Raw genomic sequence first — 24949 nt, forward strand, 5'->3', positions numbered from 1 at the left:
TTATGATAGTATCAACAAAACCCTATGTCCTCATCTATAAAGACGGGACAGTACAGAATATCATTAAAGAGAATAGCGGCAAGGTATATCCTTCCGCTACCTCAGAGTATGCAGAATTCGACACCGAGTCGGAAATGAATGACTATATCGAAAAGAATTCTCTGGAAGTTCCGGAATGGGTGTTACATCCGGAAATGGCGGTACCGGAGGAATCAGACTTGCCGGAAGAAGATATATTTCCAGAGGTGGAAGAGGTTATCGATGCTTAGATGAATAAAAAAGTTGCCCTACTTTCACAAGCAGGGCAGCTAAAAAATAAATAAAAACAGATTATGCGTTATCTGTCTTTTGTAAATATAGTAATATAAGAGATATGGATCAGTTTAGTCAAGTTATAACAATGGTAGGTGGAATCGTGGCAACTATCTTGATTCCATTGATTGGAGCATTTCAGTTTTATGATTCAAAGAAACGGAAAGAAGCTGCTGTTGCAAAAAAAGCGGAAGCCGATAATATTACACAGTATGCAGCAGAATGGAAAAGGTGTTATGAAGAGGAACGTGCGGTTGAAGATGTGCTCAATAAGAAAATAGACCAACTTTACCAAGAAAAAGAAGAGGATCGTAAACGTATCCGTGAACTTTTGGATAAGAACACTCGATTGGAACTTAATAATCAAGCTTTGGAATTTCTCAAATGCAATAATGCTCTGAAATGTTTGGATCGTGATCCGCCAAATGAATTTATAAAAAAAGCAACAAGTAATCAAAAGGAGGAATAGGGATGAAGTATTTTACAATTGCAGAACTTTGTAAATCAGAAACAGCAGATCGGTTGGGTATTGATAACCGGTGCAAGAAAGAACATGTATACAATATGACCGCATTAGTGGATAATGTCCTTGATCCGCTCCGGGAGGCTTATGGAAAACCGATACAGGTAAATAGCGGATTCCGTTGTCTGGCTCTCAACAAGGCTGTGAAAGGTTCCGCCACCAGTGACCACATGACTGGAAGGGCAGCAGATATTACCGGTGGTAGCCCGAAAGAGAATAAACGGTTGTTTTATCTGATTCAGGAACTTGGCCTTCCTTTTGACCAATTGATTGATGAGAAGAATTTCTCGTGGGTACATGTATCTTACCGGAAAGAGGGGAACCGTAAGCAAATTTTAGCTTTATGAAATCATTGCCGTGGATATTAATAATTCTATTATTAATAGCTTGTGTGGCTGCTTGGTTTCGGCCACATAAGCCTTTGCCGGCAGAGATACGCACCGAGACAAAAATAAAGACCGTTGTAAGAGTTGATACGCTACTTATCCATGCGCCTATGGCTCCGCTATTGGTCGTCCGTTTGACAGATACAATACATGTAGGCGATACTGTAGTTCAGCGTGAACAGGCTTATTATGAGGATAGCCTTTACCGGGCATGGATATCCGGTTACCGGCCAAGATTGGATAGCTTACAGGTATTTCCGAGAACTACATATCAGACAGTGACGAATGATATTTACCACACCATTACCCCGAAGAAAAAGCGTTGGGGATTGGGCTTACAAGCCGGATATGGTTATCCGGGTGGATGGTATGTGGGTGTCGGGGTAAGTTGCAACTTATTTATGTGGTAATTGTTATAATAGTGTAGAAGCTTACTTGTAGCGACAAGATGCACTCCCCGGTTCTTAATGGATCGGGGATTTTTATTATATTTGCCGGAAAATTAAAATCATGGCACATAACTTCGACTACGAATCAGTACAGGAGCTACTCGCATGGGCAAAGGATATGCTTGAAAACAAAACGTATCCGGCTTCTCCGTATCAATTAAGTAAATGTATAAACATACTCGATTGTGAGTATTTTATTGAAAGCCATATCGCTACGATATCGAAGCATTGGGAGAATAACACCTTTCACCCATATATTGAGCATTTATGGGAATTTAGAGAAAAGATAGAAGGGGAAAAGGCATAAAAAGCCCCGCAACGACTCAATTGCGGGGCGGTGTCAAATAAACGCATTAGAGAATGCGAATTGAGCCTAATAACTTACTTACGTCTGAAAGAGCGTAATTTAATTTTTCTTTTTCTTCTTCGCTGAATTTACATGGCTTGCCGTTTACTATACAACCGTTAATCCGATTATTTAACCACTGGCGAGATTTACCGAAATATTTCTTTGCTATGTACGATAAAGAAATAACTTCCTTTACTTCTTCCAATTGCTGGCGTATGCTTATTTCTTTTTCTATTTCTTTTAATCCTTCGTCTATTTGTTTGTATCCATTTAAAATGAAGTCTGCTATAATATTAGCATCTTCTTTAGAAGAAAATTTGTTTTTTATTTCAATAAACTTTTTTTGATATAACATCTCATTTTCCGGAGTCGGATTATTGAGAAGTATTTGAAGTTCTTTTAATTCATCTTTTAACGTTTTCATAATTTTATGTTTTTAGAACCTCCCATTGCTGGGAGGCATTTTTTACTTTTGTTTTTCTAACTCTTTTAACGCTTTCTCAATGTTCCCGATGTTTTTTTCAACTCTTAGTTTCTCATCAAGGATTGCGTTCATTTTTTCTTCATCTGCATTGCTGTTGTTTTCGAAGATGAAATCAAGCATTTTTAGTTGTGCTTTGTTTTTCATTAGCAAGCTAATTAGATAATCTTTTTCATTACTCATTTTTATTTATGCGTTTAATTTGACAATGCAAATATAATATACATTTGTATATTATGCAAGCGTTTTATGATTTATTTTATAGGATGCTGCTTATTTTTTCAGATTATCAAGTATTTTTCTAATAGCTTGATCAGCGTGTTTTCGCATTATCTTTACATAATTAAAAATAGGACGATTCATTTTCATGCTTTGACCGATACAATATTCTAATGTTTCAAGATTTATTCCAAGCTCGAAACCGTGTTGTACAAAGCTCTTTCGTGCTGAATAGTATACTACGTGTGATTCGATACCTATTTTTTCGGCAAGGCGCCCTATTTCTTTTGTGACATACTTTCTGAAATTATCATATGTGTATTTATACCCAAAGTTAAGTTTCCCACTTTTACTGATCCATTCTTTGATAATCGGTTTTGCTTCGTCCGGTATAGTAAGACTTACTTTTTTATCACCTTTTTTAGTGTTCTTAGATTTTTCTCGTATGTATTCAATTGTATCCTTGTTTTTAAAATTAAATTGCATGAGGTCTATGAGATTAATACCTCCAAGATAATAGGATAGCATAAAGAGGTCACGAGCCATTCTTAGAGATTTTTCTTTTGGGGTTGAATCTCTAATCATTTTTACTTCTTCAACGGTGATATCAAGCTCTCGTACACTTCCTGCCGGTTTTTCGTAATATTCAAAAGGATGTGTTTCATAAGCCGCTTTTTTATCTCGTATTGCTTGATTGATTATTGCCTTTAAATGAGCCATATGTGTCCCTCTTGTGACAGGATTTAGATTTCTTTCCTTATTCATGTAGATGTCGAAATCTTTTATGGTACGTGGAGTAATACCATCTAACATAATATCATACTTTATAAACTCATTAAAATAATTACAGGTTCTACGATATAGTGCGGCTGTGCTTTTTCTGCCTTCATTTTCCATATTGATTATGAATTCGTTGGATGCAGTATTAAAACTTGTAGTACCTTGTTTAACGGTTGACAAGTATTCGATGAGTTGTTTACAAGTATATGATTGAGTATTTATTCGGTCGAGTGCTTCTTGATATGAATTAAGGATATTCCTTAATTTCATATTTATACTCGAAGCATTTGCTGTTCCTACAACTTGCCCGTCTTTGAAATAAGATAAATTGTCAATAGTGAATCGGGTAACAAGGTATCTTGTTTCTTGTTTGTGCCCAATTGCGATTCTGATTTTGTGTTTTCCGCTTTTCAGCATCTTAGCTGGAACAACGGCAATTTTGAGAGTTGTCATAATTGTTTTGGATAAGTTTTCGACAAGTTATTAATGCCAAAAGTGGCAGAATTTGTCTTTTTTTTATCCAAAACGAAATTTGGAAGAATTTAGAAAGTACGTTATAACATACTGTAGGAGCGATTTTTAATCTGTGGAGAGTATCGGACTCGAACCGATCACCTCGACACTGCCAGTGTCGCGCTCTAGCCAGATGAGCTAACCCCCCAAATGTATTATGCCAACGTTTGCAGGCTTTGTTCCATTTTCGTGGTGCAAATATAATGCATTATTCTGAAATAATTGCTATGTTTGCGGTAAATAATAACAAAAAAAAGAAATATGCTTATCTATAATACGACATTTCAAGTAGATGACGAGATTCATGATAACTTCCTGATATGGATTAAAGAGTGTTATATTCCTGAAATAAAAAAACATGGAGCGTTAAAATCACCGCGTATGTGCCGGGTGTTAAGCCATAGAGAAGATGGTACTTCTTATTCTTTGCAGTGGGAGGTGGAGAGTAGCGGGGTATTACACAGGTGGCATCTGGAACAAGGTGTGAAGTTGAATGGAGAATTATCGAAAATATTTAAAGATAAGGTAGTCGGGTTTCCGACATTGATGGAGGTTATGGAGTGATACAGCCGGTAAAAGAGAAGATAATTCTGGGGATCGATCCGGGGACTACCATTATGGGATATGGGGTGCTGCGGGTGACGGGAACAAAGCCTGAAATGATTGCCATGGGAATTATCGATTTGCGTAAATTCGGTGATCATTATTTGAAATTGAGACATATTCATGAACGGGTATTGGGTATAATCGAAAGTTATCTACCGGATGAATTGGCAATTGAGGCACCTTTTTTTGGCAAGAACGTTCAGTCCATGCTGAAATTGGGACGTGCACAGGGGGTAGCAATGGCGGTGGCGTTGAGCAGGGATATTCCGATAACCGAATATGCTCCTTTGAAAATTAAGATGGCGATTACGGGAAATGGGCAAGCATCGAAAGAGCAAGTGGCCGATATGTTGCAACGTATGTTACACTTGGCGAAAGAGGAAATGCCTGTTTTCATGGATGCTACAGATGGATTGGCGGCAGCCTATTGTCATTTTCTTCAAATGGGGCGTCCTACGATAGAGAAAGGATATCATGGTTGGAAAGATTTTATAGCCAAGAATCCGGATAAAGTGAGGTGAATAATAAAGTGAATTTGAAATAAAAAGAAATGCTATGAAGTTAAACTATCTGGCTATAATAGGAGTGACGACAGCAACAGTGATGAGTTGTACACCAGCAAGAAAAGAATATGCATCTTATGAATTATATCCCGTCCGTTCGGGAAGCCTGACAGAGATGGAGTATACGCCTGCGACTACAAAGTTTTCGCTTTGGGCACCTACGGCAGACGAAGTCCGATTAATGTTGTTCGAAACCGGAGAGGGCGGACATGCCTATGAAACGATACCGATGGTGTTGGGAGAGGAAGGTACGTGGGCAACAACGGTTGATAAGGATTTGGTAGGAAAATTCTATACTTTTAATGTAAAAGTAAACGATAAATGGCTTGGTGATACTCCGGGCATCAATGCAAAAGCAGTAGGTGTGAATGGCAAACGGGCAGCCGTTATTGACCTGAAGACTACTGATCCGGAAGGTTGGGAGACAGATGTACGTCCGGAGCTTAAATCTCCTGCTGACATTATTCTTTATGAAATGCATCATCGCGACTTTTCGATAGATTCTGCTTCGGGCATTAAAAACAAAGGAAAATTCTTGGCATTAACGGAGCACGGAACTTTAAATCCGGATAGATTATCGACAGGTATCGATCATTTGGTCGAACTGGGAGTGACACATGTACATTTGCTGCCCTCTTATGACTATGCTTCTGTGGATGAAACTAAGTTGAATGAAAATAAATACAACTGGGGATATGATCCTCAGAATTACAATGTGCCGGACGGATCTTACTCTACCGATCCCTATAATCCTGTGGCGCGTATCAAAGAGTTTAAACAGATGGTGCAAGCGTTACATAAGGCGGGTATACGGGTGGTGCTTGATGTAGTGTATAATCATACATTCAATACCACTGATAGTAATTTTGAGCGTACGGCGCCGGGATATTTCTATCGCCATAAGGAAGACGGAACATTGGCAAACGGCTCTGCTTGTGGTAATGAAACGGCGAGCGATCGTCCGATGATGCGTAAGTATATGATTGAGTCGGTGCTTTATTGGATGAATGAATATCATATTGACGGATTTCGTTTCGACTTGATGGGTATTCATGATATCGAGACAATGAATGAAATCCGTAAGGCGGTGGATAAGGTGGATCCTACTATTTATATCTACGGAGAAGGATGGGCTGCGGAAGCTCCGCAATATCCGGCTGATTCGTTGGCTATGAAAGCCAATACTCATGAGATGCCGGGGATTGCCGCATTTTCTGATGAACTGCGTGATGGTTTAAGAGGGCCTTTCAGCAACAATCATAAAGGAGCGTTTCTGGCAGGATTGCCCGGTAGTGAGGAGAGCCTTAAGTTTGGTATTGTGGGAGCGATTCAGCATCCGCAGGTTAATTACGATTCGGTGAATTATAGTAAAGCTCCTTGGGCATTGCAGCCTACACAGATGATAAGTTATGTGTCTTGTCACGATGATATGTGTCTGGTGGATCGTTTGAAGACAAGTATCCCTACACTTACACCGGAGCAATTGGTGAGATTGGATAAATTGGCTCAAACAGTGGTTTTTACTTCTCAGGGAGTGCCGTTTATTCAGGCAGGTGAAGAGGTGATGCGTGATAAAAAAGGAGTGCACAACAGTTACGAAAGCCCGGATTCTATCAATGCCATCGATTGGAAACGCAAAACCACGAACAATGATGTATTTATTTACTATAAGCGATTAATAGATTTGCGTAAATCGCATCCGGCTTTCCGTATGGGGGACGCGGAGAAAGTGCGTGAACACTTGGAATTCCTACCTGTGGAAGGTAACAACCTAATAGCATTCCGCTTGAAAGATAATGCGAACGGGGACACATGGAAAGATATAATCGTTGTATATAACTCGCGTGATGCTTTAGCTAAACTGGCAGTTCCAGAAGGTAAATACACGGTTGTTTGCAAAGATGGTGTGATCGACAGCCGTGGCTTGGGAACGGTTTATGGGCCGGAAGTTTCTATTCCTGCACAATCGGCATTGATAATGTATAAAAAATAAAATGAGACAAAATATCGTAAGTATAGCGGGGGGCGTAGCACGCAACCCGCTTGTGCGTTTGGCACAGCCTGTAACGGCAACTTTGGAGGCAGGTGAGCATATTGCTATCGTAGGGCCAAACGGTGGTGGAAAGAGTTTGTTTGTGGATACGCTTCTTGGAAAATACCCACTGAAAGAGGGGACGTTGACGTATGACTTTTCACCGTCTTCTACCAATACCGTATATGATAATGTGAAATATATCGCTTTTCGTGATACTTATGGGGCGGCAGATGCGAACTATTATTATCAGCAACGTTGGAATGCACATGATCAGGATGATGCGCCCGAAGTCCGTGAAATGTTGGGTGAGATAAAAGACCCGGCATTAAAAGAGGAACTCTTTGAATTGTTTCGAATAGAACCGATGCTGGATAAAAAGATCATTTTGCTTTCCAGCGGAGAGTTGCGGAAATTTCAATTGACGAAAACATTGCTTACTTCTCCGCGTGTGCTTATAATGGATAATCCTTTTATCGGTTTGGATGCTCCTACGCGTGAATTACTTTTCACATTACTCGAACGTCTTACGAAAATGTCTTCTGTACAAATCGTTTTGATACTTTCGATGATGGACGATGTACCCTCGTTTATAACTCATGTCATTCCAGTCGATCATCTGACGGTTTATGATAAAATACCTCGTGAAGAGTATTTGATAAAATATCGTGAAAATGTTGTAGAAGAATCATTTGCAGAACTGCAGCAGCGTATTGCCGATTTGCCGTATAGTGATACGAATTATAGTTCGGAGGAGGTCGTAAAACTCAATAAAGTCAGTATCCGTTATGGCGATCGTACTATTCTTAAAGAACTTGATTGGACAGTCCGTCGGGGCGAAAAATGGGCATTGAGCGGAGAGAATGGTGCCGGAAAATCCACCCTGCTTAGCTTGGTTTGTGCCGATAATCCTCAATCTTATGCTTGTGATATCAGTTTGTTCGGGCGTAAACGAGGAACGGGTGAAAGTATTTGGGAAATAAAGAAACATATCGGCTATGTCAGTCCGGAAATGCATCGCGCTTATTTGAAGAATCTGCCTGCTATCGAGATTGTTGCCAGTGGTCTGCACGACAGCATTGGACTGTACAAACGTCCGCATCAGGAACAGATGGCGGTATGTGAATGGTGGATGGACGTTTTTGGAATTGCTTCTTTGAAGGATAAACCGTTTCTTCAGTTATCCAGTGGGGAGCAGCGTTTGGCTCTGTTGGCCCGTGCATTTGTGAAAGATCCGGAACTGCTGATTCTTGATGAACCTCTTCATGGATTGGATACATTCAATCGCCGGAGAGTAAAGAAAGTGATTGAAGCCTTTTGCCGGCGGCAAGATAAAACGATGATTATGGTGACACACTACGAGTCGGAATTACCGGATGTCATTTCAGACCGTCTTTTTTTGCGGAGGAATAGATAAGGAGTAGGCAGTGGATCGGGAATTCAAAAAATCGCAGTATGCTTTGTGGCAGGTTTTTAGGTCCTCTTCTCCATATACGAAATGAGTGGATTCCGGCAACCGGATCAATTGAAGATATTTTGTGGATATCGTACGTTGGAATACTCTTACGCTGGAACTGCTGACCAGTTCGTCTTTATCTGCATGAATCACTAAAGTAGGTACGGCTACGCAGTGTAGCAGCTTTCTTGTCTGCTTCATCAATCGGAATAAATCTATTATTCTCGGTGCCCATGTGAGATAGGTGAAAAGCGAACAGGGAGCTACACTACTTGCGTGAAGCAATGCCTGAGCCGGATCATTTTCCGATATCTTTTTAGAAAATCCTATTTTAAGGTTGTTTTTAATGGCCAGCCACTTTACACTGACATGCAGTGGCGAATCTATGGCTACAATTCCTGTTATTTGCCCGGGATTTTCTGCATAGGCGATAAAAGAAAGTAATGTTCCCATAGAGTGGCCGACGAGGATAATCTTGTCATATTGTTGTTTATATAAATTTATTTGGGTACGTGTATAATCGATCCACTGGTCTCCGCTACTACGGGCAAAATCTTTACCGGTCCCGCCGTGTCCCGGTAATAACAAGGAAACAGCCGAATAGCCGTGCTGTATTGTCAGTTTCATTAGATCCTTGAACTGTGCCGGTCCTTCCATAATACCATGTATAAAGATAACAATCGTGTCGGTGTTCTTGACCGGACAAAATTCCGGCTTTTGGGATTCTGAGTATGGATTCATTCTATTTTACTAACTTAAAGGATGAGTAAACCAGAAATAAGACCCTTTACCGGGTTCTGATTCAAGACCGATCTGTCCGTTCAATTGTGTGACGATATTCTCACAGATGGAAAGTCCCAGTCCTGTGCCCGGGATGAAGCTATTGAGTTTGACAAAACGTTTAAAGACATCTTTTTGCATTTCCGGCTCTATCCCGGTTCCTGTGTCTTTTACATAAAATTTCACTTCTTTTTCCCTTACTTCATATCCGATGGTGATATTTCCTTGAAAAGTGAATTTTATGGCATTGGTTATGAAATTTATCAATACTTGGTTCAGTCTGTTTTTATCACTGACGAGATATAATTCCGGAAGGTCGGGTGCAAGAAGTATCTCCACACCCGTTTTTGCTTTTCCTTGAAATGAATTTACCAGATCGGTGCAAAGTTGTCGTGCTTCCATCTCTTTCGGGTTTATGTCGAAAGTTCCGGCTTCTATTTTAGACAGATCCAGAATATCCGAAATCAATTGTAGCAATAATCGGTTGTTTTCTTCTACAATATCGGCATATTGCTTTCTTTCTTCTGGATCGTTTGTCTCCTGCATCATACTTGAAAAACCGACAATGGCATTAAGAGGAGTCCGTATTTCATGACTCATATTAGCAAGAAAAGCTGATTTTAACCGATCGGATTCTTCTGCCCTTTCTTTGGCGTCGATCAGTTTCAATTCGGTATCTTTTAGTTCGGTAATGTCGAAATTAATACAAAGCATTTCTATGATATTGTCTTGCGGACGATAACTTCTGACAAGAACATTGATCCGTGTCCAGGTATAATGCCCGTCTTCCCTGCGGATACGGACGTCCCGGCATAGTTTGGAAGCAGTACCTTTTACCACTTTGTCGAGAAAATCAATCATTACCACACGGTCTTCCGGATGAAAATGAGAATGAATACCGATGATATCTGTAAGGGGAGTACCTTCTTTTTCTCCTACATTGCGGAACCAGCTTTTTAATGCATAGCCATCCCGGCTGAGACCGTCAAAATGGGCATAACCTACTTTGGCGTAGTCACCAACCAAGTCGAAGAAACTTTTAAATTCCTGTATTTTATTGTATGCAACTGTACTTTCTGTTTTGTCTACATTGATCAATAAATAATTAATCGGTTGTTCATTATTGTCGTATAGAGTGGTTACTTTTATCATTAAATCCATTATGCCTTGAAGCTGTTGCGACTTATAATATCCGTTTAGTTTGGAGAAGTCGTATCGAAGGGCTATGTCAGCATCTTCATGGTTTCTCAACTTTTCTTTTAGTTCATCAGAGAATACCGGGTTATCGAAGATATTGACTCCTAATATCTGATCTTTATTGGTAATATGAAACATATCCATATCTTTCTTGTTAAGGTCGATCAGATATCCGTCCTTATTATATAGTTCGATTCCTACCGGAAGATTCTTATAGATGTTGTGTAAAATACGTTCACTATGTTGAAGTGCCTGATAGGCTGTGGTCGTATTAGGACCATCCTGTGCTTCGGCGATACCGTATACTTTTATATTTCCTTCATTGTCTGTTTCCTGAAAACATATCTTGCTACGTATCCACACTCCGCCTTTGGGGGTGTCGAGTAAATATACTTCTTCAGTTGTTTGTTGTAATTCATTAAAAGAAGAGACAGTGGTATGATGTTGATCTTCTTTCAATATGCGTGCATTGAAATCTTTGAAGCTGATGGTTCCGTCCTCATCGAGCCCCAGTAAATCAGAGATGAATTCGGAACAAATATAGCGCTCGGTTTTTATATCTGCTTCCCACCATCCCATATTCGCTTTGTTCATTAACTTGAAAATAAACTTATCGTCTGATTGTCTGTTAGTATTCAAAGTCGTATTTTTTTGATTAAAGATTGTTTATGGTGTAAAAATAATGATTTAGATTGAAAAAAGAGCAATAAATCAGTATTTTTAGGTATTGATAACTCCCATCTTTCGTATGAACTTTGTTCTCGTCAAAAATGTTCTATATTAAAACGGAAAGGAGATTATAAGAAATGAAAAAGATTGTTTTGCTCCGCCACGGCGAGAGTGCATGGAATAAAGAAAATCGTTTTACGGGATGGACAGATGTTGATTTGACTGAAAAAGGGATTGCTGAAGCTAATAAGGCGGGTGAATTGTTGAAAGAAAATGGCTTTAATTTTGATAAAGCGTACACTTCTTATTTGAAACGAGCGGTGAAGACTTTGAATTGTGCTTTGGATAAATTGGATCAGGATTGGATTCCGGTTGAGAAAACTTGGCGTTTGAATGAAAAACATTATGGTGCGTTGCAGGGATTGAACAAAACTGAAACTGCTGCCCAATATGGAGATGAACGGGTGTTAGTGTGGCGTCGTAGTTATGATGTAGCGCCTCATGCATTGTCAGAAGATGATTCGCGCAATCCACGCTTTGAAGTTCGTTATAAAGAGGTGCCTGATGCAGAATTACCTCGTACAGAATCCCTGAAGGAGACAATCGACCGGATTATGCCTTATTGGAAATGTATTATTTTTCCGAATTTAAAGACTGCAGACCAATTACTTGTCGTAGCCCATGGAAATAGTTTACGGGGAATTATTAAACATTTAAAACATATTTCTGACGAGGATATCGTCAACCTTAATTTGCCTACGGCCGTTCCTTATGTCTTTGAATTCGATGACGATCTCAATCTGGTGAACGATTACTTTTTGGGAGACCCGGAAGAAATAAAGAAACTGATGGAAGCTGTGGCTAATCAGGGGAAGAGAGAAGTTGGGAGTTAGGAGTTAGAAGCTATGCAGCATGTTGGCGTTATTGATCAACAAACTTTTGACTACTTATTGTCAGCTCTTAACTTCCAGCTTCCAACTCCTAACTTCCAACTCCTAACTTCCAACTATTATTAATTATTAAAAACAATAACATTATGAGTAAAATAACAGATTTATTAGGTGATAAGGCAGCTTATTATCTTGACCATACTTGCAAAACCATTGATAAGTCACTTATTCACGTGCCTTCTTCGGATACGATAGACCGTATTTGGATTGATTCCGACCGTAACATACAGACTTTACGTAGTTTGCAGACGATTCTGGGACACGGTCGTTTGGCAAATACCGGTTATGTTTCCATTCTTCCTGTCGATCAGGATATCGAGCATACTGCCGGTGCTTCTTTTGCTCCGAATCCAATTTATTTCGATCCGGAAAACATTGTAAAATTGGCTATTGAAGGAGGGTGTAATGCTGTTGCATCTACTTTTGGTATTCTCGGTTCTGTGGCACGTAAATATGCTCACAAGATTCCTTTTGTGGTGAAACTGAATCACAATGAATTATTAAGCTATCCCAATTCGTATGATCAGGTGATGTTTGGTACGGTGAAAGAAGCATGGGAGATGGGAGCGGTTGCCGTAGGTGCTACCATTTATTTCGGTTCCGAGCAGAGCCGTAGGCAGTTGGTAGAGATAGCCGAGGCTTTTGATTATGCTCATGAGCTCGGTATGGCGACTATTTTATGGTGTTATCTACGTAATAACGATTTCAAGAAAGACGGTGTGGATTATCATGCAGCTGCCGACCTTACCGGGCAGGCCGACCGACTTGGGGTAACTATCAAGGCGGATATCGTAAAGCAGAAACTTCCTACGAATAATGGTGGCTTCAAGGCTATCGGTTTCGGTAAAACAGATGAGCGTATGTACACACAACTGACTTCGGAACATCCGATCGACCTTTGCCGTTATCAAGTGGCTAATGGCTATATGGGCCGTGTCGGATTGATAAATTCCGGCGGTGAGTCTCACGGTGCTTCCGATTTAAGAGATGCTGTGGTTACGGCCGTTGTCAATAAGCGTGCCGGTGGCATGGGATTGATTAGTGGGCGTAAAGCTTTCCAGAAGCCAATGAATAAAGGTGTGGAATTGCTGAATGCCATTCAGGATGTTTATTTGGATCCGGCTGTTACGATCGCCTGATTCCATTTGACACGTGTGATACAAAGGTCACAGAGCGTATTGTTTAATAGGGCTCTGTGACCTTTCTGTTTTTTTGCAATGGATATGATAAAATGGATAGTAATGAAAATAGATTCTTTTACATTCTTTGTACTAATATAAAATCATATTCTTATTTGAAAACTTTATCTTTGTGCCGTAATCTTATATAAAATGTTATGAAAAAGAGAATCTTGTATAGTGGTGCTTTGTTTATCGGTCTTGTCAGTGTTCAATCCGGTTTTGCCCAAAAGAAGAAATCAAAAACTCCTCAACGGCCTAATATTGTTTTTATTCTGGCCGATGACTTGGGCTACGGTGATTTGAGCTGTTACGGGCAAGAGAAGTTCGATACTCCCAACATCGATCAGTTGGCACAAAACGGAATGCGTTTTACGCAATGCTATTCGGGGACTACGGTTAGTGCCCCTTCACGTTCTTGCCTTCTGACCGGTACCCATAGTGGGCACACAGCTATTCGTGGAAATAAGGAGCTTGATCCCGAAGGACAATTTCCTCTGCCGGCCGATGCACGTACCATTTTCCACCTGTTTAAAGATGCCGGATATAAAACTGCTGCTTTTGGTAAATGGGGATTAGGTTTTATCGGCTCTACGGGTGATCCTAATAAGCAGGGAATCGATTATTTCTATGGTTATAATTGTCAATTGTTAGCGCATAGTTATTATCCCGATCATTTATGGGAAAATGATCAACGTATCGAGCTGAAAGATAATGTATTGGAGGTGGAGTATGGCAAGGGAACCTATTCTCAGGATTTGATTCATTCTAAAGCACTTTCTTTCTTGGATGCCAGGAAGCAGGAAGAACCGTTTTTCTTATTTTATCCGACCATTATTCCGCATGCTGAACTGATTGTTCCCGAAGATAGCATTATTAAAAAATTTCGCGGTAAATTTCCGGAGGTTCCATACAAAGGGTTTGAACCTGGAAGTCCTGCTTTCCGTAAAGGAGGATATTGCACTCAGTTGAATCCACGTGCTACATTCGCTGCGATGATTTATCGACTCGATGTATATGTAGGACAATTGGTCCAGAAATTGAAAGAAAAAGGAATGTACGAGAATACTCTTATTATTTTTGCAAGTGACAATGGCCCTCATCAGGAAGGAGGAGCCGATCCCGATTTTTTCAACAGCAACGGTATCTGGCGTGGCTATAAGCGCGATCTGTATGAGGGAGGAATCCGGGTTCCCATGATTGTGTCCTGGCCGGGACATGTACAATCCGGTACGGAAACCGATTTTATGTGTTCTTTCTGGGATCTGATGCCTACTTTTGAAGAAATGTTACGTCCTAAAGCCGACCTTCGAGAGATGGATGGTGTAAGTATGCTTCCTTTGCTTGAGAACCGGAAAGGTCAAAAAGAACATGAATACCTGTATTTCGAATTTCAGGAATTAAATGGTCGCCAAGCTGTTCGCAAGGGTTCATGGAAACTTGTTCATATGAATATACGCGGTGATAAACCTTATTATGAACTTTACAATCTGGCTGCTGATCCTTCGGAAAAGCACAATGTTTTAAGTCAGTATCCCGAAAAGGTGGAAGAGTTAAAAAATATCATGAAAGAAGCACATGTAGACGATCCGAACTGGCCTCTCTTTTAAGATTCTTTTTTTGGTAATAGAAAAAGAAAAAACTATTTTTGCTCCCGGTCACATACGAATCTTATTATGAAAATAGTCAATTGCCTCCGTCTTTTTTGTTGGATAGTAGGTCTGCTTTTATGTTGTAATCACTTAAAAGCCAGCCATTATTATTTTAAACAAATCTCCTTGAAAGAAGGGTTGCCTTCTACGGTCAGGTGTATTTATGCCGAAAAGAAAGGATTTGTGTGGATCGGGACGAGAAGCGGGTTAGGACGTTTCGACGGACATGAGCTGAAACGATATACGTATCAGTCTGATAATCCGAATTCACTGCCTCACAATCATATTCATCAGATTGTGGAAGACAGTTTGCATAATATCTGGATTATGACCGATAAAGGTATTGCCCGCTATCGGCGCAGAAGTGATGATTTTGATGTCATTAAAAACAATAACAATCAAAATATAATTGTAAATGCTTCCTGTCGCACCAGTCAGGGAATCTTGTTCGGTGCACGTAATAAAATTTATTTTTACAGTTATAAGGATGATTCTTTTGTCCTTGTCCGGGATTTTGCCTCTGACGCGCAATTCTCCATATCTTTTATTGGCATGTGGAATGCAGAAACAGTACTTTGTGCCAGCCGTTGGCAAGGGGTATTGTTACTTAATCTTCGTACCGGAGAAGTGTCGCCTCCTCCTTTTGATTGTGGAAAAGAAATCATGGAGATCATGATAGATTCCCGACAACGTGTGTGGGTTGCTCCATACAATAACGGCATCCGGTGTTTTGCAAAAGACGGTGCCTTGCTGGCTTCTTATACCACTCGGAATTCTCAGTTGAATAATGATGTCGTTTTATGTATGGCCGAAAGGGACGGGCATATATGGATCGGTACTGACGGTGGCGGGATTAATGTATTGGATCCCGAGACCCAAGAAATATCCGTTTTGGAGCATATCCCCGGAAACAATTATTCTTTGCCTGTAAATTCTATTTTATGCTTGCACAATGACGTTAATAATAATATGTGGGCAGGCAGCATCCGTGGCGGACTCATTAATATCCGTGAAATATCGATGAAGACTTATACGGATGCAGTACCGGGAAACGATGCCGGATTGAGTGATAACACAGTCCTGAGTTTATATCAGGATTCTGTATCCGGAGATATCTGGATTGGTACCGATGGAGGCGGCTTGAACAGATTAAATCCAGGGACGGAAAAATTCCGGCATTATCAGGCTACATGGAAAACCAAAGTAGCATCGATTACCGGTTTTACTTCTAATGAATTGTTATTATCGCTTTTTTCCAAAGGTCTGTTTATCTTTAATAAATCAACGGGAAATCTTACTCCGTTGGTTGTTGATAATGAAGAGATAAACAATCTCATCCGATATAGCGGGCGAACTGTGAATGTTTATCAGATGGTGCCTGGTTCTGTCTTATTGCTTGGTTCTCATATTTATAGGTATGATATTGCTTCCGGTAAGGTCGACGTGATAAAGGAAGAAGAGGGAGAGGATTTTGTCGGTACGATTCTTCCGGTTTCTTTGGGCTCGCGGACGAGTTATTTTTGCGATCTTCATCGGATTTATGCATTGGATCACTCTACGAATAAGTTGCATGCCGTATTTACTTGTGGCAGGGATACGCTTATCAATTCGGTTTCGCGTGATGAGCGTGGTGTTTTTTGGATTGGCAGCAATCGGGGGCTGAGTAGTTACAATCCTGTGAATCATGAATATCAGCATTTGCCTACGACGCTTTTTGATGAAATAATCTCTATTGTATGCGACCGGAAAGGAAAAGTGTGGATCGGAACGGATCAGATGCTGTTTGCATGGCTCATCAATGAAAAAAGATTTGTTCTTTTCGGAGAGTCGGACGGGGTTTTGATAAATGAATATCTATCTAAGCCTAAGTTGGTTTCTACTAAGGGTGATATCTATATGGGAGGTATTAAGGGGTTATTGCGCATTGATAGAAATTTGCCGATAGAAAGTTCGGAATACCCGCAGATGCAATTGACGGATGTACTTATCAATGGTGAATCGGTGAATGACGCTTTAAGTGCGGAACCTATCGGTATCTCTGTGCCTTGGAGTAGTAAGTCGATTGCTATTCGTGTTATGTCTTGTGAGAAAGACATTTTCCGCCAAAAAATTTATCGTTACCAGATTGCCGGTTTGAATGAGCAATATATTGATTCTTATAGCCCGGAACTGATTGTCCGTTCGTTACCTCCCGGAAATTACCGGATCATGGCTTCATGTAGTACGAAAGATGGTAACTGGACTCCCTTACAGCAGGTTTTGAGTCTTACTATTTTGCCGCCGTGGTATAAAACGTGGTGGTTTATAATGTGTTGTGTCTTGATTGTATCCGGAGCCATCATACAGACTTTTCTGGTCACTTTGCGTCGTAAAGAAAATAAACTGAAGTGGGCGATGAAAGAGCATGAGAAACAGATGTATGAAGAGAAAGTGCGTTTTTTGATTAACATCAGTCATGAACTTCGTACTCCGTTGACTTTGATACATGCGCCCCTCAATCGTATCTTGAAAACTTTATCTCCTACGGACTCCAATTTCGTACCTCTTAAAAGTATTTACAGACAATCACAGCGTATGAGAGATTTGCTCAATATGGTACTCGATCTACGTAAGATGGAAGTCGGAGTGAGTAAATTGCAGATTTATCCGCAGCGATTAAATGATTGGGTACTGGAGGTTTCGGCAGACTTTGTCGGTGAGGCTGAAGCGAAGAATGTGGAGATTAATTATCAGTTGGACGAACAGATCGAAGAGGTTAGTTTTGACAGGGATAAGTGTGAAATTATTCTGACTAACTTGTTGATTAATGCACTGAAGCACAGTCCGGAAGGAACAGGAATAACCATTATTACCAAACTATTGTCAGAAGAGCAACGCGTTCGCATATCGGTTTCCGATCAGGGTTGTGGATTGCAACAGGTAGATGTAAATAAACTCTTTACCCGTTTTTATCAGGGAAACGGTGAGCAGCGTAACGGCTCGGGTATCGGATTGTCTTATTCCAAGATTTTGGCCGAATTACATGGGGGAAATATTGGTGCCAGAGATAACGAAACGGTGGGTGCCACTTTCTTTTTTGAGCTTCCTTTACAAGCCATATCGGAAGAGGTACTTTGTGAGCCCAAAGCTTATCTGAATGAACTGATCACTGATAGTGGTGGAGAAAACATTCCGGATACAAATGCTTTTGTCATGAGTAACTATTCTCTATTGGTTGTTGATGATAATCAGGATTTGGTTGATTTTCTGCGGGATATGTTGAAAGATAAATTTAAGCAAATATATGCTGCCGCAGATGGGGTAGAGGCTTTGGAGCTTCTTCGGAAATATCAACCGGATATTATTGTCAGTGATGTAATGATGCCGCGTATGAACGGTTATGAACTTTGTAAGCAGATAAAAGAGGATATTGCCGTCAGTCATATTCCGGTTATCCTGCTTACCGCGCGTGACGATGAGCAAAGCCAGTTGCAGGGATATAAAATCGGTGCGGACGGGTATTTGACCAAACCGTTCGAAGAGGAAATGCTACTCGAACTTATTCGTAGCCGTTTGCGTAATCGCGAACAGACAAAGGCACGCTATCTGAATGCCGGATTGTTGCCGGCACCCGAAGACAGTACATTCAGTCAGGCAGACGAGACTTTTCTTCTGAAGCTGAACAAAATCATTACCGATCATCTGTCCGATTCCGAGTTGGATGTTGCTTTCCTTTGTAGAGAGATCGGTATGAGTCGTGCTACACTTTATAATAAGTTAAAAGCACTGACGGATGTGGGAGTCAATGATTATATCAATAAACTTAGAATAGAAAAGGCAATACTGCTTATTACCACTACCAATTTGAATTTTACCGAAATAGCAGAACGCTGTGGATTCACTACATCGCGTTACTTCAGCACTTTATTTAAGCAGTATACGGGAGAAACGCCGACGAAGTATAGGGAGAAGAGTAGTCAAGTGGCTAAGTAGTAAGTAATTGAGTAGTTAAGTAGTAAGTAGTTCAGTAGTAAGTAGTTCAGTAGTCAAGTAGGATAGACTTATTTCTGATTTTTTCATGTTACTTGTTATTTAGTCATTTATTATTAATGGACTACTTGTTATTTGATAGCTTGTTATTAGGCTATTTACTACCTGCTACTTACTACTTGACTACTTACTACTTGACTACTTGATTACTTGCTACCTGCTACTTACTACTTGACTACTTAACTACTTGACTACTAATTTCATTTCAGTCTGAATACTGATATACTTTCAAATCAAATTTGGGTACCATGGCAAATAGATGGTCGAAGATATCGGACTGAATACGTTCGTATTCCTTCCATATTTTGTTTCGGGAGAAGAAATAAACTTGGATAGGTACGCCATATTCGGTAGCTTCTTTTTGGCTGATTATCAAGTCAAGATCTTGGTTTACTACAGGCAGACTGCATAAGTAACGTTCTATGTAGACACGATACACTTGCGAGTTGGTCGGTATCACTCCTTCTTCCGGTTGGTAATCGGCCAGTAAAGGGATTTCTTTCCGAAAAGTATCCAGCATTTCGGGGGTACAGAATTTTAGTGTGGTAAGGTCGAGAGTGATATTCTTCATGACTCTCCGTCCACCCGATTCCACCATTCCGCGCCAATTCTGGAAAGAGTTGTTTACGAGACTGTAAGGAGGAATAGTAGAAATCGTGTTATCGAAGTTTTGAATTTTGACCGTATTCAATGTAATTTCCTGTACTATACCATTAGCGTTGCTCGAAGGGATTGTAACCCAGTCTCCTAACCGTACCATGTCATTGGCTGATAATTGTATACCTGCCACAAATCCTAAAATGGAATCTTTGAATACTAACATCAGAACGGCTGCCGAAGCCCCCAAACCGGCAAACAGACTTGCCGGCGATTTGTTCACGAGAATGGCAATCATGATGATGCCTCCTACAAAGAAAAGAAGAACTTGCAGAACCTGTATAAATCCTTTCATCGGATGGTTCTTTGCCTTGGCTTTTTCCGAATATACGTCCAATATCATCAGCAGTACTCCGTTGATGGCAAGCAGCAAGGACAGGATGATGTAAACGGCACATATCTTCTGAGAAATAAGCAACAGTTCTTTTCCGCGTACAAAAGCGATTGGTAATAGTATATATACCAATATGCCGGGAATCGTATGTATCAGATTATGGAATACGCGTCGTTTCATTAATAATGTATTCCATACGTGTGGGGAGTGTTTGGTATATTTTCTCATTCCACCTACCAGAATGGCCTGGCAAAGGTAATCGAGCCCTACCGCGATGCAGATCATTAAGATAGCAATAATGGCCTCATCAAACGTGTTGGCTATTTTCGGGTCTATTCCCCATCCGATGAGGATCTTGTTCATCCAATTTCCTAAGTCCATAATTATATCTTGTTTTTTATAAGTATAACGGCAGACTTAGGAAATTGTTTCATCCGGATTTTCATCCGTTTACTTTTTTGTAGTCTTCCAGGAATTTTTTCAATCCGGATTCTGTAAGCGGGTGGTTTAGTAGTCCCTTAATGGCGCTTAACGGACAAGTAGCTACATCGGCTCCGGCTTCTACGCATTCCATGATGTGCTTGGTGTTGCGGATAGAGGCTGCCAATACTTGTGTCTTGTAATTATAATAACGGTACATGCGTACGATATCGGCAACGAGCCCTACACCGTCTTCACAAATATCATCCAGACGACCTACGAAAGGAGACACATAGGTAGCTCCCGCTTTAGCAGCCAGTAAAGCCTGCCCGGCAGAAAATACCAAGGTACAGTTGGTACGGATACCTTTTTCCGTGAAATATTTAATAGCTTTGATGCCATCGGCAATGCATGGTACCTTTACTACGATATGCGGATTTAATGCGGCAAGTTCTTCACCTTCCCGAATCATGCCTTCATAATCGGTAGCTATCACCTCGGCACTTACGTCACCTCCCACGATATTACATATTTCTACATAATGTTTACGTTGGTTTTCGGTTCCTTTGATGCCTTCTTTGGCCATAAGTGAAGGATTGGTAGTAACTCCGTCGAGCACACCGAGTGCATATGCCTCGCGTATCTGCTCCAAATTAGCTGTGTCGATAAAAAATTTCATAACTTCTAAATTTTAGTGGTTAACTATCTAACGTCCAAAGGTAAGTATTTGTTTATCCATTTGCAAGATTATCAGATATTCTCCATTTTTTGTTTCCAATATTGTCTACCGGATGTTCGTAAATGTCTATTTTTTGCTTGTGCGGTAAAAATATTGACTGATGCAGGGTGTGTATGTTCTCATAAATGACGATATTTGTTCCGGAATCTAATATTAACTTATCATGAAAAAAAATTATTTTGTACTTCCCTTAGTTATTACTCCCTGTCTCGTTCAAAATGCCGTTGCGCAAGAGAAAGGAGAACAGCGTCCGAACGTGGTTTTTATCTATGCCGATGACATCGGTTTCGGTGATTTCAGTTGCAATGGTGCGAATACGATTCATACTCCCAATGTAGACCGTGCGGCAGCACAAGGCGTGCGATTTACTAATGCACACAGTGCGGCTGCAACAAGTACTCCTTCCCGTTATGCCATGCTTACGGGAGAATACGCTTGGCGTAAAGCCGGTACGGGTATTGCCGACGGTGATGCCGGTTCTATTATTCGTCCGGATCGCTATACTATGCCGGATATGTTCAAGCAAGCCGGTTATACTACTGCTGTAGTAGGTAAATGGCACTTAGGGTTGGGAGATAAAGGTGGTGAACAAGATTGGAATAAACCGTTGAAACCGGGTACCAACGATATTGGTTTTGACTATTCCTTTATTATGGCTGCCACCGGCGACCGTGTTCCTTGTGTATTTGTAGAAAATGACCAAGTGATCAACCTTGATCCGGCCGATCCTATTCAGGTCAGCTATAAAAAGAATTTTCCCGGGGAGCCTACCGGAAAGGACAATCCCGAATTGTTGGTTATGCATCCTTCTCACGGACATGATATGAGTATTGTCAATGGAATTTCCCGTATCGGTTTTATGAAAGGCGGTAAGTCGGCACTTTGGAAAGATGATAAGATAGCCGAAACCTTGACCGATAAGGCTGTATCTTTTATCGAAACACATAAAGATCGCCCGTTCTTCCTTTATTTTGCTACGCAAGATGCGCATGTTCCCCGTGTTCCCGGAGCACAGTTTGTTGGTAAGAGTGGTATGGGGCCTCGTGGTGATTGTTTGTTGGAGTTTGACTGGAGCGTAGGAGAGGTGTTGAATGCGCTTGAACGACTGGGATTAGACAAAAATACGTTGGTCATTATCTCCAGCGACAATGGTCCGGTTGTAGATGATGGTTATAAAGATCAGGCAGTCGAACTGTTGGGTGATCATAAACCCGGTGGTAAGTATCGCGGTGGTAAATATAGTATCTATGAAGCCGGCACTCGTGTTCCTTGCATTTGGAGATGGCCGGGACAAATTAAGCCCGGAGTGTCCGATGCATTACTTTGTCAGATTGACTGGTTTGCTACTTTTGCACAAATGTTGAATCAGTCTCTTCCCGAGGGTGCGGCACCGGATAGCCGCCCGATGAAAATGGCTTGGATGGGGAAAGAGAAGAAAGGGCGTGATTATCTGGTTCTGCAAAATGCACAAAATAATCTTTCCATTACAGATGGTCGTTGGAAGTATGTTCGTCCCGGTCGGGGGCCGGCTTATAATAAGCAGGTGAATATTGAGTTGGGAAACAGTATGGAACCACAATTGTATGATTTGAAAAAAGATGCCGGTGAAAAGAATAATTTGGCGAAAGAACAGCCCAAACGTGTGCAACAGTTGAGTGCCGAATTGGAAAAGGTAGTTGACGGACGGTACGGATTGCCGTTGTATTGATATTACCTTTGTTGCTGATAATACGTGTTTATAAAACGGATTTTTGTTAACCTTGTTTCTAAAATGTAAGAGTGTATATTCTTATTATATAAGAGTATATACTCTTACATATCAAATGTCTATACTTTTTATACACAAATGTCTATACTCTTATAAGTGTTGATTATCAGTTTGTTATATTCTATTAGACTTTCTGATATGGAATATAAATATTGGATGAGAATATTACTAAAGTTGATTAATAGACAATTATGGGTAGAATGTTGTTTCTATCAATAAAATTCTGTTTCACAAAAAAAGAACCTATTTTTTATATTAAACTATTGCAATCCAGTTGACTGACTATACTATTTATCCGATTCAAAATTTTGAAAAGCGTAGATTATTATTATATCATACTTCTTGTTGTTATTTCTCTAATGATGCTGTGGCAGGTGTATGGGGTGGAGTTTATATTTCTTAAAACTAAATAGTTGTTAATTTCACTTTCAAACTCTGAACTAAAATTTGATATATTATGTTGTTTAAAATGAAAGCGAGTTCTACTTCGGTTTTAAAAATCGAATAAAACGGAGAGTAAGATTTATAAAATGAAATAAATTATTCGTTTTCTAAAGTTTTGAATGCTAAATTTATTAATTCATGTAGCTTTATGAAAATATAGAATTAAAATCTATTAATAGATTCAGTCATTGAATATATGCTGTGTAAGCATTTGACCTTTACTCTCAAAATAAAAATCCCATTTAGGGAATGTATGATATATTTATTGTATAACCAACTTAACACATTTTAATTATGAAAAAATTTATTATTGTATCTGCTTTTGTATTGGGAGCATTTACTGCAAGTGCCCAAAACGACCAGACTGCTCTTCAAGGAACTAAATTTGGTGATAACTGGTCTATAGGAATCAATGCCGGTGCAACGACTCCTTTGACTCATAGCGCATTCTTTAAGAACGCCCGTCCGGCTTTTGGATTTGGAGTAGCGAAACAATTAACTCCTGTTTTCGGTTTCGGCCTTCAGGGTATGGGATATGTGAATACTACTCAGAGTAAAACGGCTTTTGACGCTTCTGATGTCAGTCTGTTAGGTAAAGTCAACTTGATGAACTTGTTTGCAGGCTATCAGGGAACTCCCCGGCTGTTTGAGATTGAAGCGGTTGCCGGTATCGGTTGGCTTCATTACTATATGAATGGTCCTGGAGATGAAAATTCGTGGTCTACTCGTCTCGGATTGAATTTGAATTTCAACCTTGGCGAATCTAAAGCATGGACTTTGGGAGTGAAACCTGCTATAGTATATGATATGCAAGGCGATTTTAATACGGCAAAAAGCCGCTTTAATGCCAATAATGCCGCTTTTGAACTGACAGCCGGATTGGCATACCATTTTAAAACCAGTAACGGAACCCATCATTTTACTACAGTCAAACCTTATAATGCTGCGGAAATAGCCGAATTGAACTCTTCTATCAATAATCTTCGCTCACAGGTAGGTAGTAAGGATAGTCAATTGGCAACTACCACGCGTCAGGTGAACGAACTGCAAAGCGAGCTGGATGCTTGCCGCAATAAGGTTGTTCCTGTTGAAACAGTAATTAAGACGGATCGGATTCCGGAGTCTGTGATCACATTCAGGCAGGGAAAATCGGTTGTTGATGCTTCTCAATTGCCTAATGTGGAACGAATTGCTTCTTATCTGAAGAAACATCCGGATGCTAATGTGATCATTAAAGGATATGCTTCACCGGAAGGAAATCTTGAATTCAATAAGAAACTGGCAAAAGCACGTGCTGAAGCTGTCGAATCTATTTTGGTGAAAAAGTACAAGATTGATTCTACACGGGTTAGTGCCGAAGGACAAGGTATCGGAGACATGTTTACAGATCCGGATTGGAACCGTGTGAGCATCTGTACGATTGACGAATCCAAGTAAGCGTTTTACTCCTTTTCATATATGAT

The 24949-nt window shown here is 40.3% G+C and carries 22 protein-coding genes and 1 tRNA gene; 15 read left to right on the forward strand and 8 right to left on the reverse strand.

Translation table 11 applies throughout. From position 1 onward, the window contains the following. The first annotated feature begins 2 nt into the window (after positions 1-2). The 5 genes from HMPREF1532_RS12615 (at position 3) to HMPREF1532_RS12635 (ending at position 1977) form a co-directional block, all read left to right on the forward strand. Positions 3-269 (forward strand): hypothetical protein, encoded by a 267-nt coding sequence (locus tag HMPREF1532_RS12615; protein WP_005930051.1) that lies wholly within the window; start codon positions 3-5, stop codon positions 267-269. A gap of 104 nt (positions 270-373) precedes the next feature. Continuing rightward, the gene (locus tag HMPREF1532_RS12620; protein ID WP_005930053.1) at positions 374-781 is read left to right on the forward strand and encodes a hypothetical protein; all 408 of its coding nucleotides are present in this window, start codon (positions 374-376) and stop codon (positions 779-781) included. A 2-nt stretch (positions 782-783) separates the two neighbouring features. Further along, positions 784-1182: a D-Ala-D-Ala carboxypeptidase family metallohydrolase gene (locus HMPREF1532_RS12625; RefSeq protein ID WP_005930055.1), complete on the forward strand. Its 399-nt coding sequence runs from the start codon at positions 784-786 to the stop codon at positions 1180-1182. Further along, a complete protein-coding gene (locus tag HMPREF1532_RS12630; RefSeq protein ID WP_005930057.1) occupies positions 1179-1631 on the forward strand; it encodes a DUF6808 domain-containing protein in 453 nt (150 codons plus the stop codon). Before HMPREF1532_RS12625 ends, HMPREF1532_RS12630 begins: the two co-directional genes overlap by 4 nt. Before the next feature lie 100 nt (positions 1632-1731). After that, positions 1732-1977, forward strand: a complete 246-nt coding sequence (locus tag HMPREF1532_RS12635; protein WP_005930059.1) for a DUF6965 family protein — start codon at positions 1732-1734, stop codon at positions 1975-1977. 46 nt (positions 1978-2023) lie between these two features. Here the strand turns inward: HMPREF1532_RS12635 and HMPREF1532_RS12640 are convergent, their stop codons facing one another. From HMPREF1532_RS12640 to HMPREF1532_RS12655, 4 genes are all read right to left on the reverse strand, one after another. Next, positions 2024-2443: a DUF5053 domain-containing protein gene (locus tag HMPREF1532_RS12640; protein ID WP_005930061.1), complete on the reverse strand. Its 420-nt coding sequence runs from the start codon at positions 2441-2443 to the stop codon at positions 2024-2026. Positions 2444-2485: 42 nt separating this feature from the next. Beyond that, on the reverse strand, positions 2486-2683 hold the full coding sequence (locus tag HMPREF1532_RS20570) for a hypothetical protein (protein ID WP_005930063.1): 198 nt from the start codon (positions 2681-2683) through the stop codon (positions 2486-2488). A gap of 90 nt (positions 2684-2773) precedes the next feature. Beyond that, the gene (locus tag HMPREF1532_RS12650) at positions 2774-3952 is read right to left on the reverse strand and encodes a tyrosine-type recombinase/integrase (RefSeq protein ID WP_005930065.1); all 1179 of its coding nucleotides are present in this window, start codon (positions 3950-3952) and stop codon (positions 2774-2776) included. A gap of 134 nt (positions 3953-4086) precedes the next feature. Next, positions 4087-4160 (reverse strand) — tRNA-Ala (locus HMPREF1532_RS12655). A 113-nt stretch (positions 4161-4273) separates the two neighbouring features. Between HMPREF1532_RS12655 and HMPREF1532_RS12660 the strand changes: the two genes are divergently transcribed. From HMPREF1532_RS12660 to HMPREF1532_RS12675, 4 genes are read left to right on the forward strand one after another with little or no spacing between them, the layout of a single operon-like run. Beyond that, positions 4274-4576: a DUF4286 family protein gene (locus HMPREF1532_RS12660; RefSeq protein ID WP_005930067.1), complete on the forward strand. Its 303-nt coding sequence runs from the start codon at positions 4274-4276 to the stop codon at positions 4574-4576. Continuing rightward, positions 4573-5139, forward strand: a complete 567-nt coding sequence (ruvC, locus tag HMPREF1532_RS12665) for a crossover junction endodeoxyribonuclease RuvC (RefSeq protein ID WP_005930070.1) — start codon at positions 4573-4575, stop codon at positions 5137-5139. Before HMPREF1532_RS12660 ends, ruvC begins: the two co-directional genes overlap by 4 nt. Before the next feature lie 34 nt (positions 5140-5173). Next, entirely contained in the window at positions 5174-7174 is a 2001-nt protein-coding gene (gene pulA / locus HMPREF1532_RS12670; protein WP_005930073.1) for a type I pullulanase, read from the forward strand. 1 nt (position 7175) lies between these two features. Continuing rightward, positions 7176-8630, forward strand: a complete 1455-nt coding sequence (locus HMPREF1532_RS12675; RefSeq protein WP_005930076.1) for an ATP-binding cassette domain-containing protein — start codon at positions 7176-7178, stop codon at positions 8628-8630. On the opposite strand, the gene HMPREF1532_RS12680 is transcribed toward HMPREF1532_RS12675, so the two are convergent. Beyond that, on the reverse strand, positions 8598-9410 hold the full coding sequence (locus HMPREF1532_RS12680; RefSeq protein ID WP_005930079.1) for an alpha/beta hydrolase: 813 nt from the start codon (positions 9408-9410) through the stop codon (positions 8598-8600). The genes HMPREF1532_RS12675 and HMPREF1532_RS12680 overlap by 33 nt on opposite strands. A 9-nt stretch (positions 9411-9419) precedes the next feature. Continuing rightward, a complete protein-coding gene (locus HMPREF1532_RS12685) occupies positions 9420-11240 on the reverse strand; it encodes a PAS domain-containing sensor histidine kinase (RefSeq protein ID WP_187373836.1) in 1821 nt (606 codons plus the stop codon). A 212-nt stretch (positions 11241-11452) separates the two neighbouring features. Here HMPREF1532_RS12685 and gpmA point away from each other — a divergent pair, with 212 nt between their 5' ends. From gpmA to HMPREF1532_RS12705, 4 genes are all read left to right on the forward strand, one after another. Further along, positions 11453-12208 (forward strand): 2,3-diphosphoglycerate-dependent phosphoglycerate mutase, encoded by a 756-nt coding sequence (gene gpmA / locus HMPREF1532_RS12690; protein ID WP_005930085.1) that lies wholly within the window; start codon positions 11453-11455, stop codon positions 12206-12208. Positions 12209-12351: 143 nt separating this feature from the next. Next, positions 12352-13404, forward strand: coding sequence for a class I fructose-bisphosphate aldolase (locus HMPREF1532_RS12695; RefSeq protein WP_005930088.1), 1053 nt, complete (start codon positions 12352-12354; stop codon positions 13402-13404). Between the two features lie 197 nt (positions 13405-13601). Further along, the gene (locus HMPREF1532_RS12700) at positions 13602-15053 is read left to right on the forward strand and encodes an arylsulfatase (RefSeq protein ID WP_005930091.1); all 1452 of its coding nucleotides are present in this window, start codon (positions 13602-13604) and stop codon (positions 15051-15053) included. A gap of 66 nt (positions 15054-15119) precedes the next feature. Next, positions 15120-19067: a hybrid sensor histidine kinase/response regulator transcription factor gene (locus tag HMPREF1532_RS12705; protein ID WP_005930093.1), complete on the forward strand. Its 3948-nt coding sequence runs from the start codon at positions 15120-15122 to the stop codon at positions 19065-19067. Positions 19068-19329: 262 nt separating this feature from the next. Here the strand turns inward: HMPREF1532_RS12705 and HMPREF1532_RS12710 are convergent, their stop codons facing one another. After that, entirely contained in the window at positions 19330-20496 is a 1167-nt protein-coding gene (locus tag HMPREF1532_RS12710; RefSeq protein WP_005930095.1) for a mechanosensitive ion channel family protein, read from the reverse strand. Positions 20497-20557: 61 nt separating this feature from the next. Beyond that, a complete protein-coding gene (gene fsa, locus HMPREF1532_RS12715) occupies positions 20558-21214 on the reverse strand; it encodes a fructose-6-phosphate aldolase (protein ID WP_005930098.1) in 657 nt (218 codons plus the stop codon). A gap of 223 nt (positions 21215-21437) precedes the next feature. Here fsa and HMPREF1532_RS12720 point away from each other — a divergent pair, with 223 nt between their 5' ends. Continuing rightward, complete coding sequence (locus HMPREF1532_RS12720) at positions 21438-22982, forward strand: sulfatase family protein (protein WP_005930100.1); 1545 nt, start codon at positions 21438-21440, stop codon at positions 22980-22982. Positions 22983-23780: 798 nt separating this feature from the next. After that, on the forward strand, positions 23781-24923 hold the full coding sequence (locus tag HMPREF1532_RS12725) for an OmpA family protein (RefSeq protein ID WP_005930102.1): 1143 nt from the start codon (positions 23781-23783) through the stop codon (positions 24921-24923). Positions 24924-24949: the final 26 nt, after the last annotated feature.

The sequence above is a fragment of the Bacteroides salyersiae WAL 10018 = DSM 18765 = JCM 12988 genome, assembly GCF_000381365.1.
In the GTDB taxonomy this organism is placed as follows: domain Bacteria; phylum Bacteroidota; class Bacteroidia; order Bacteroidales; family Bacteroidaceae; genus Bacteroides; species Bacteroides salyersiae.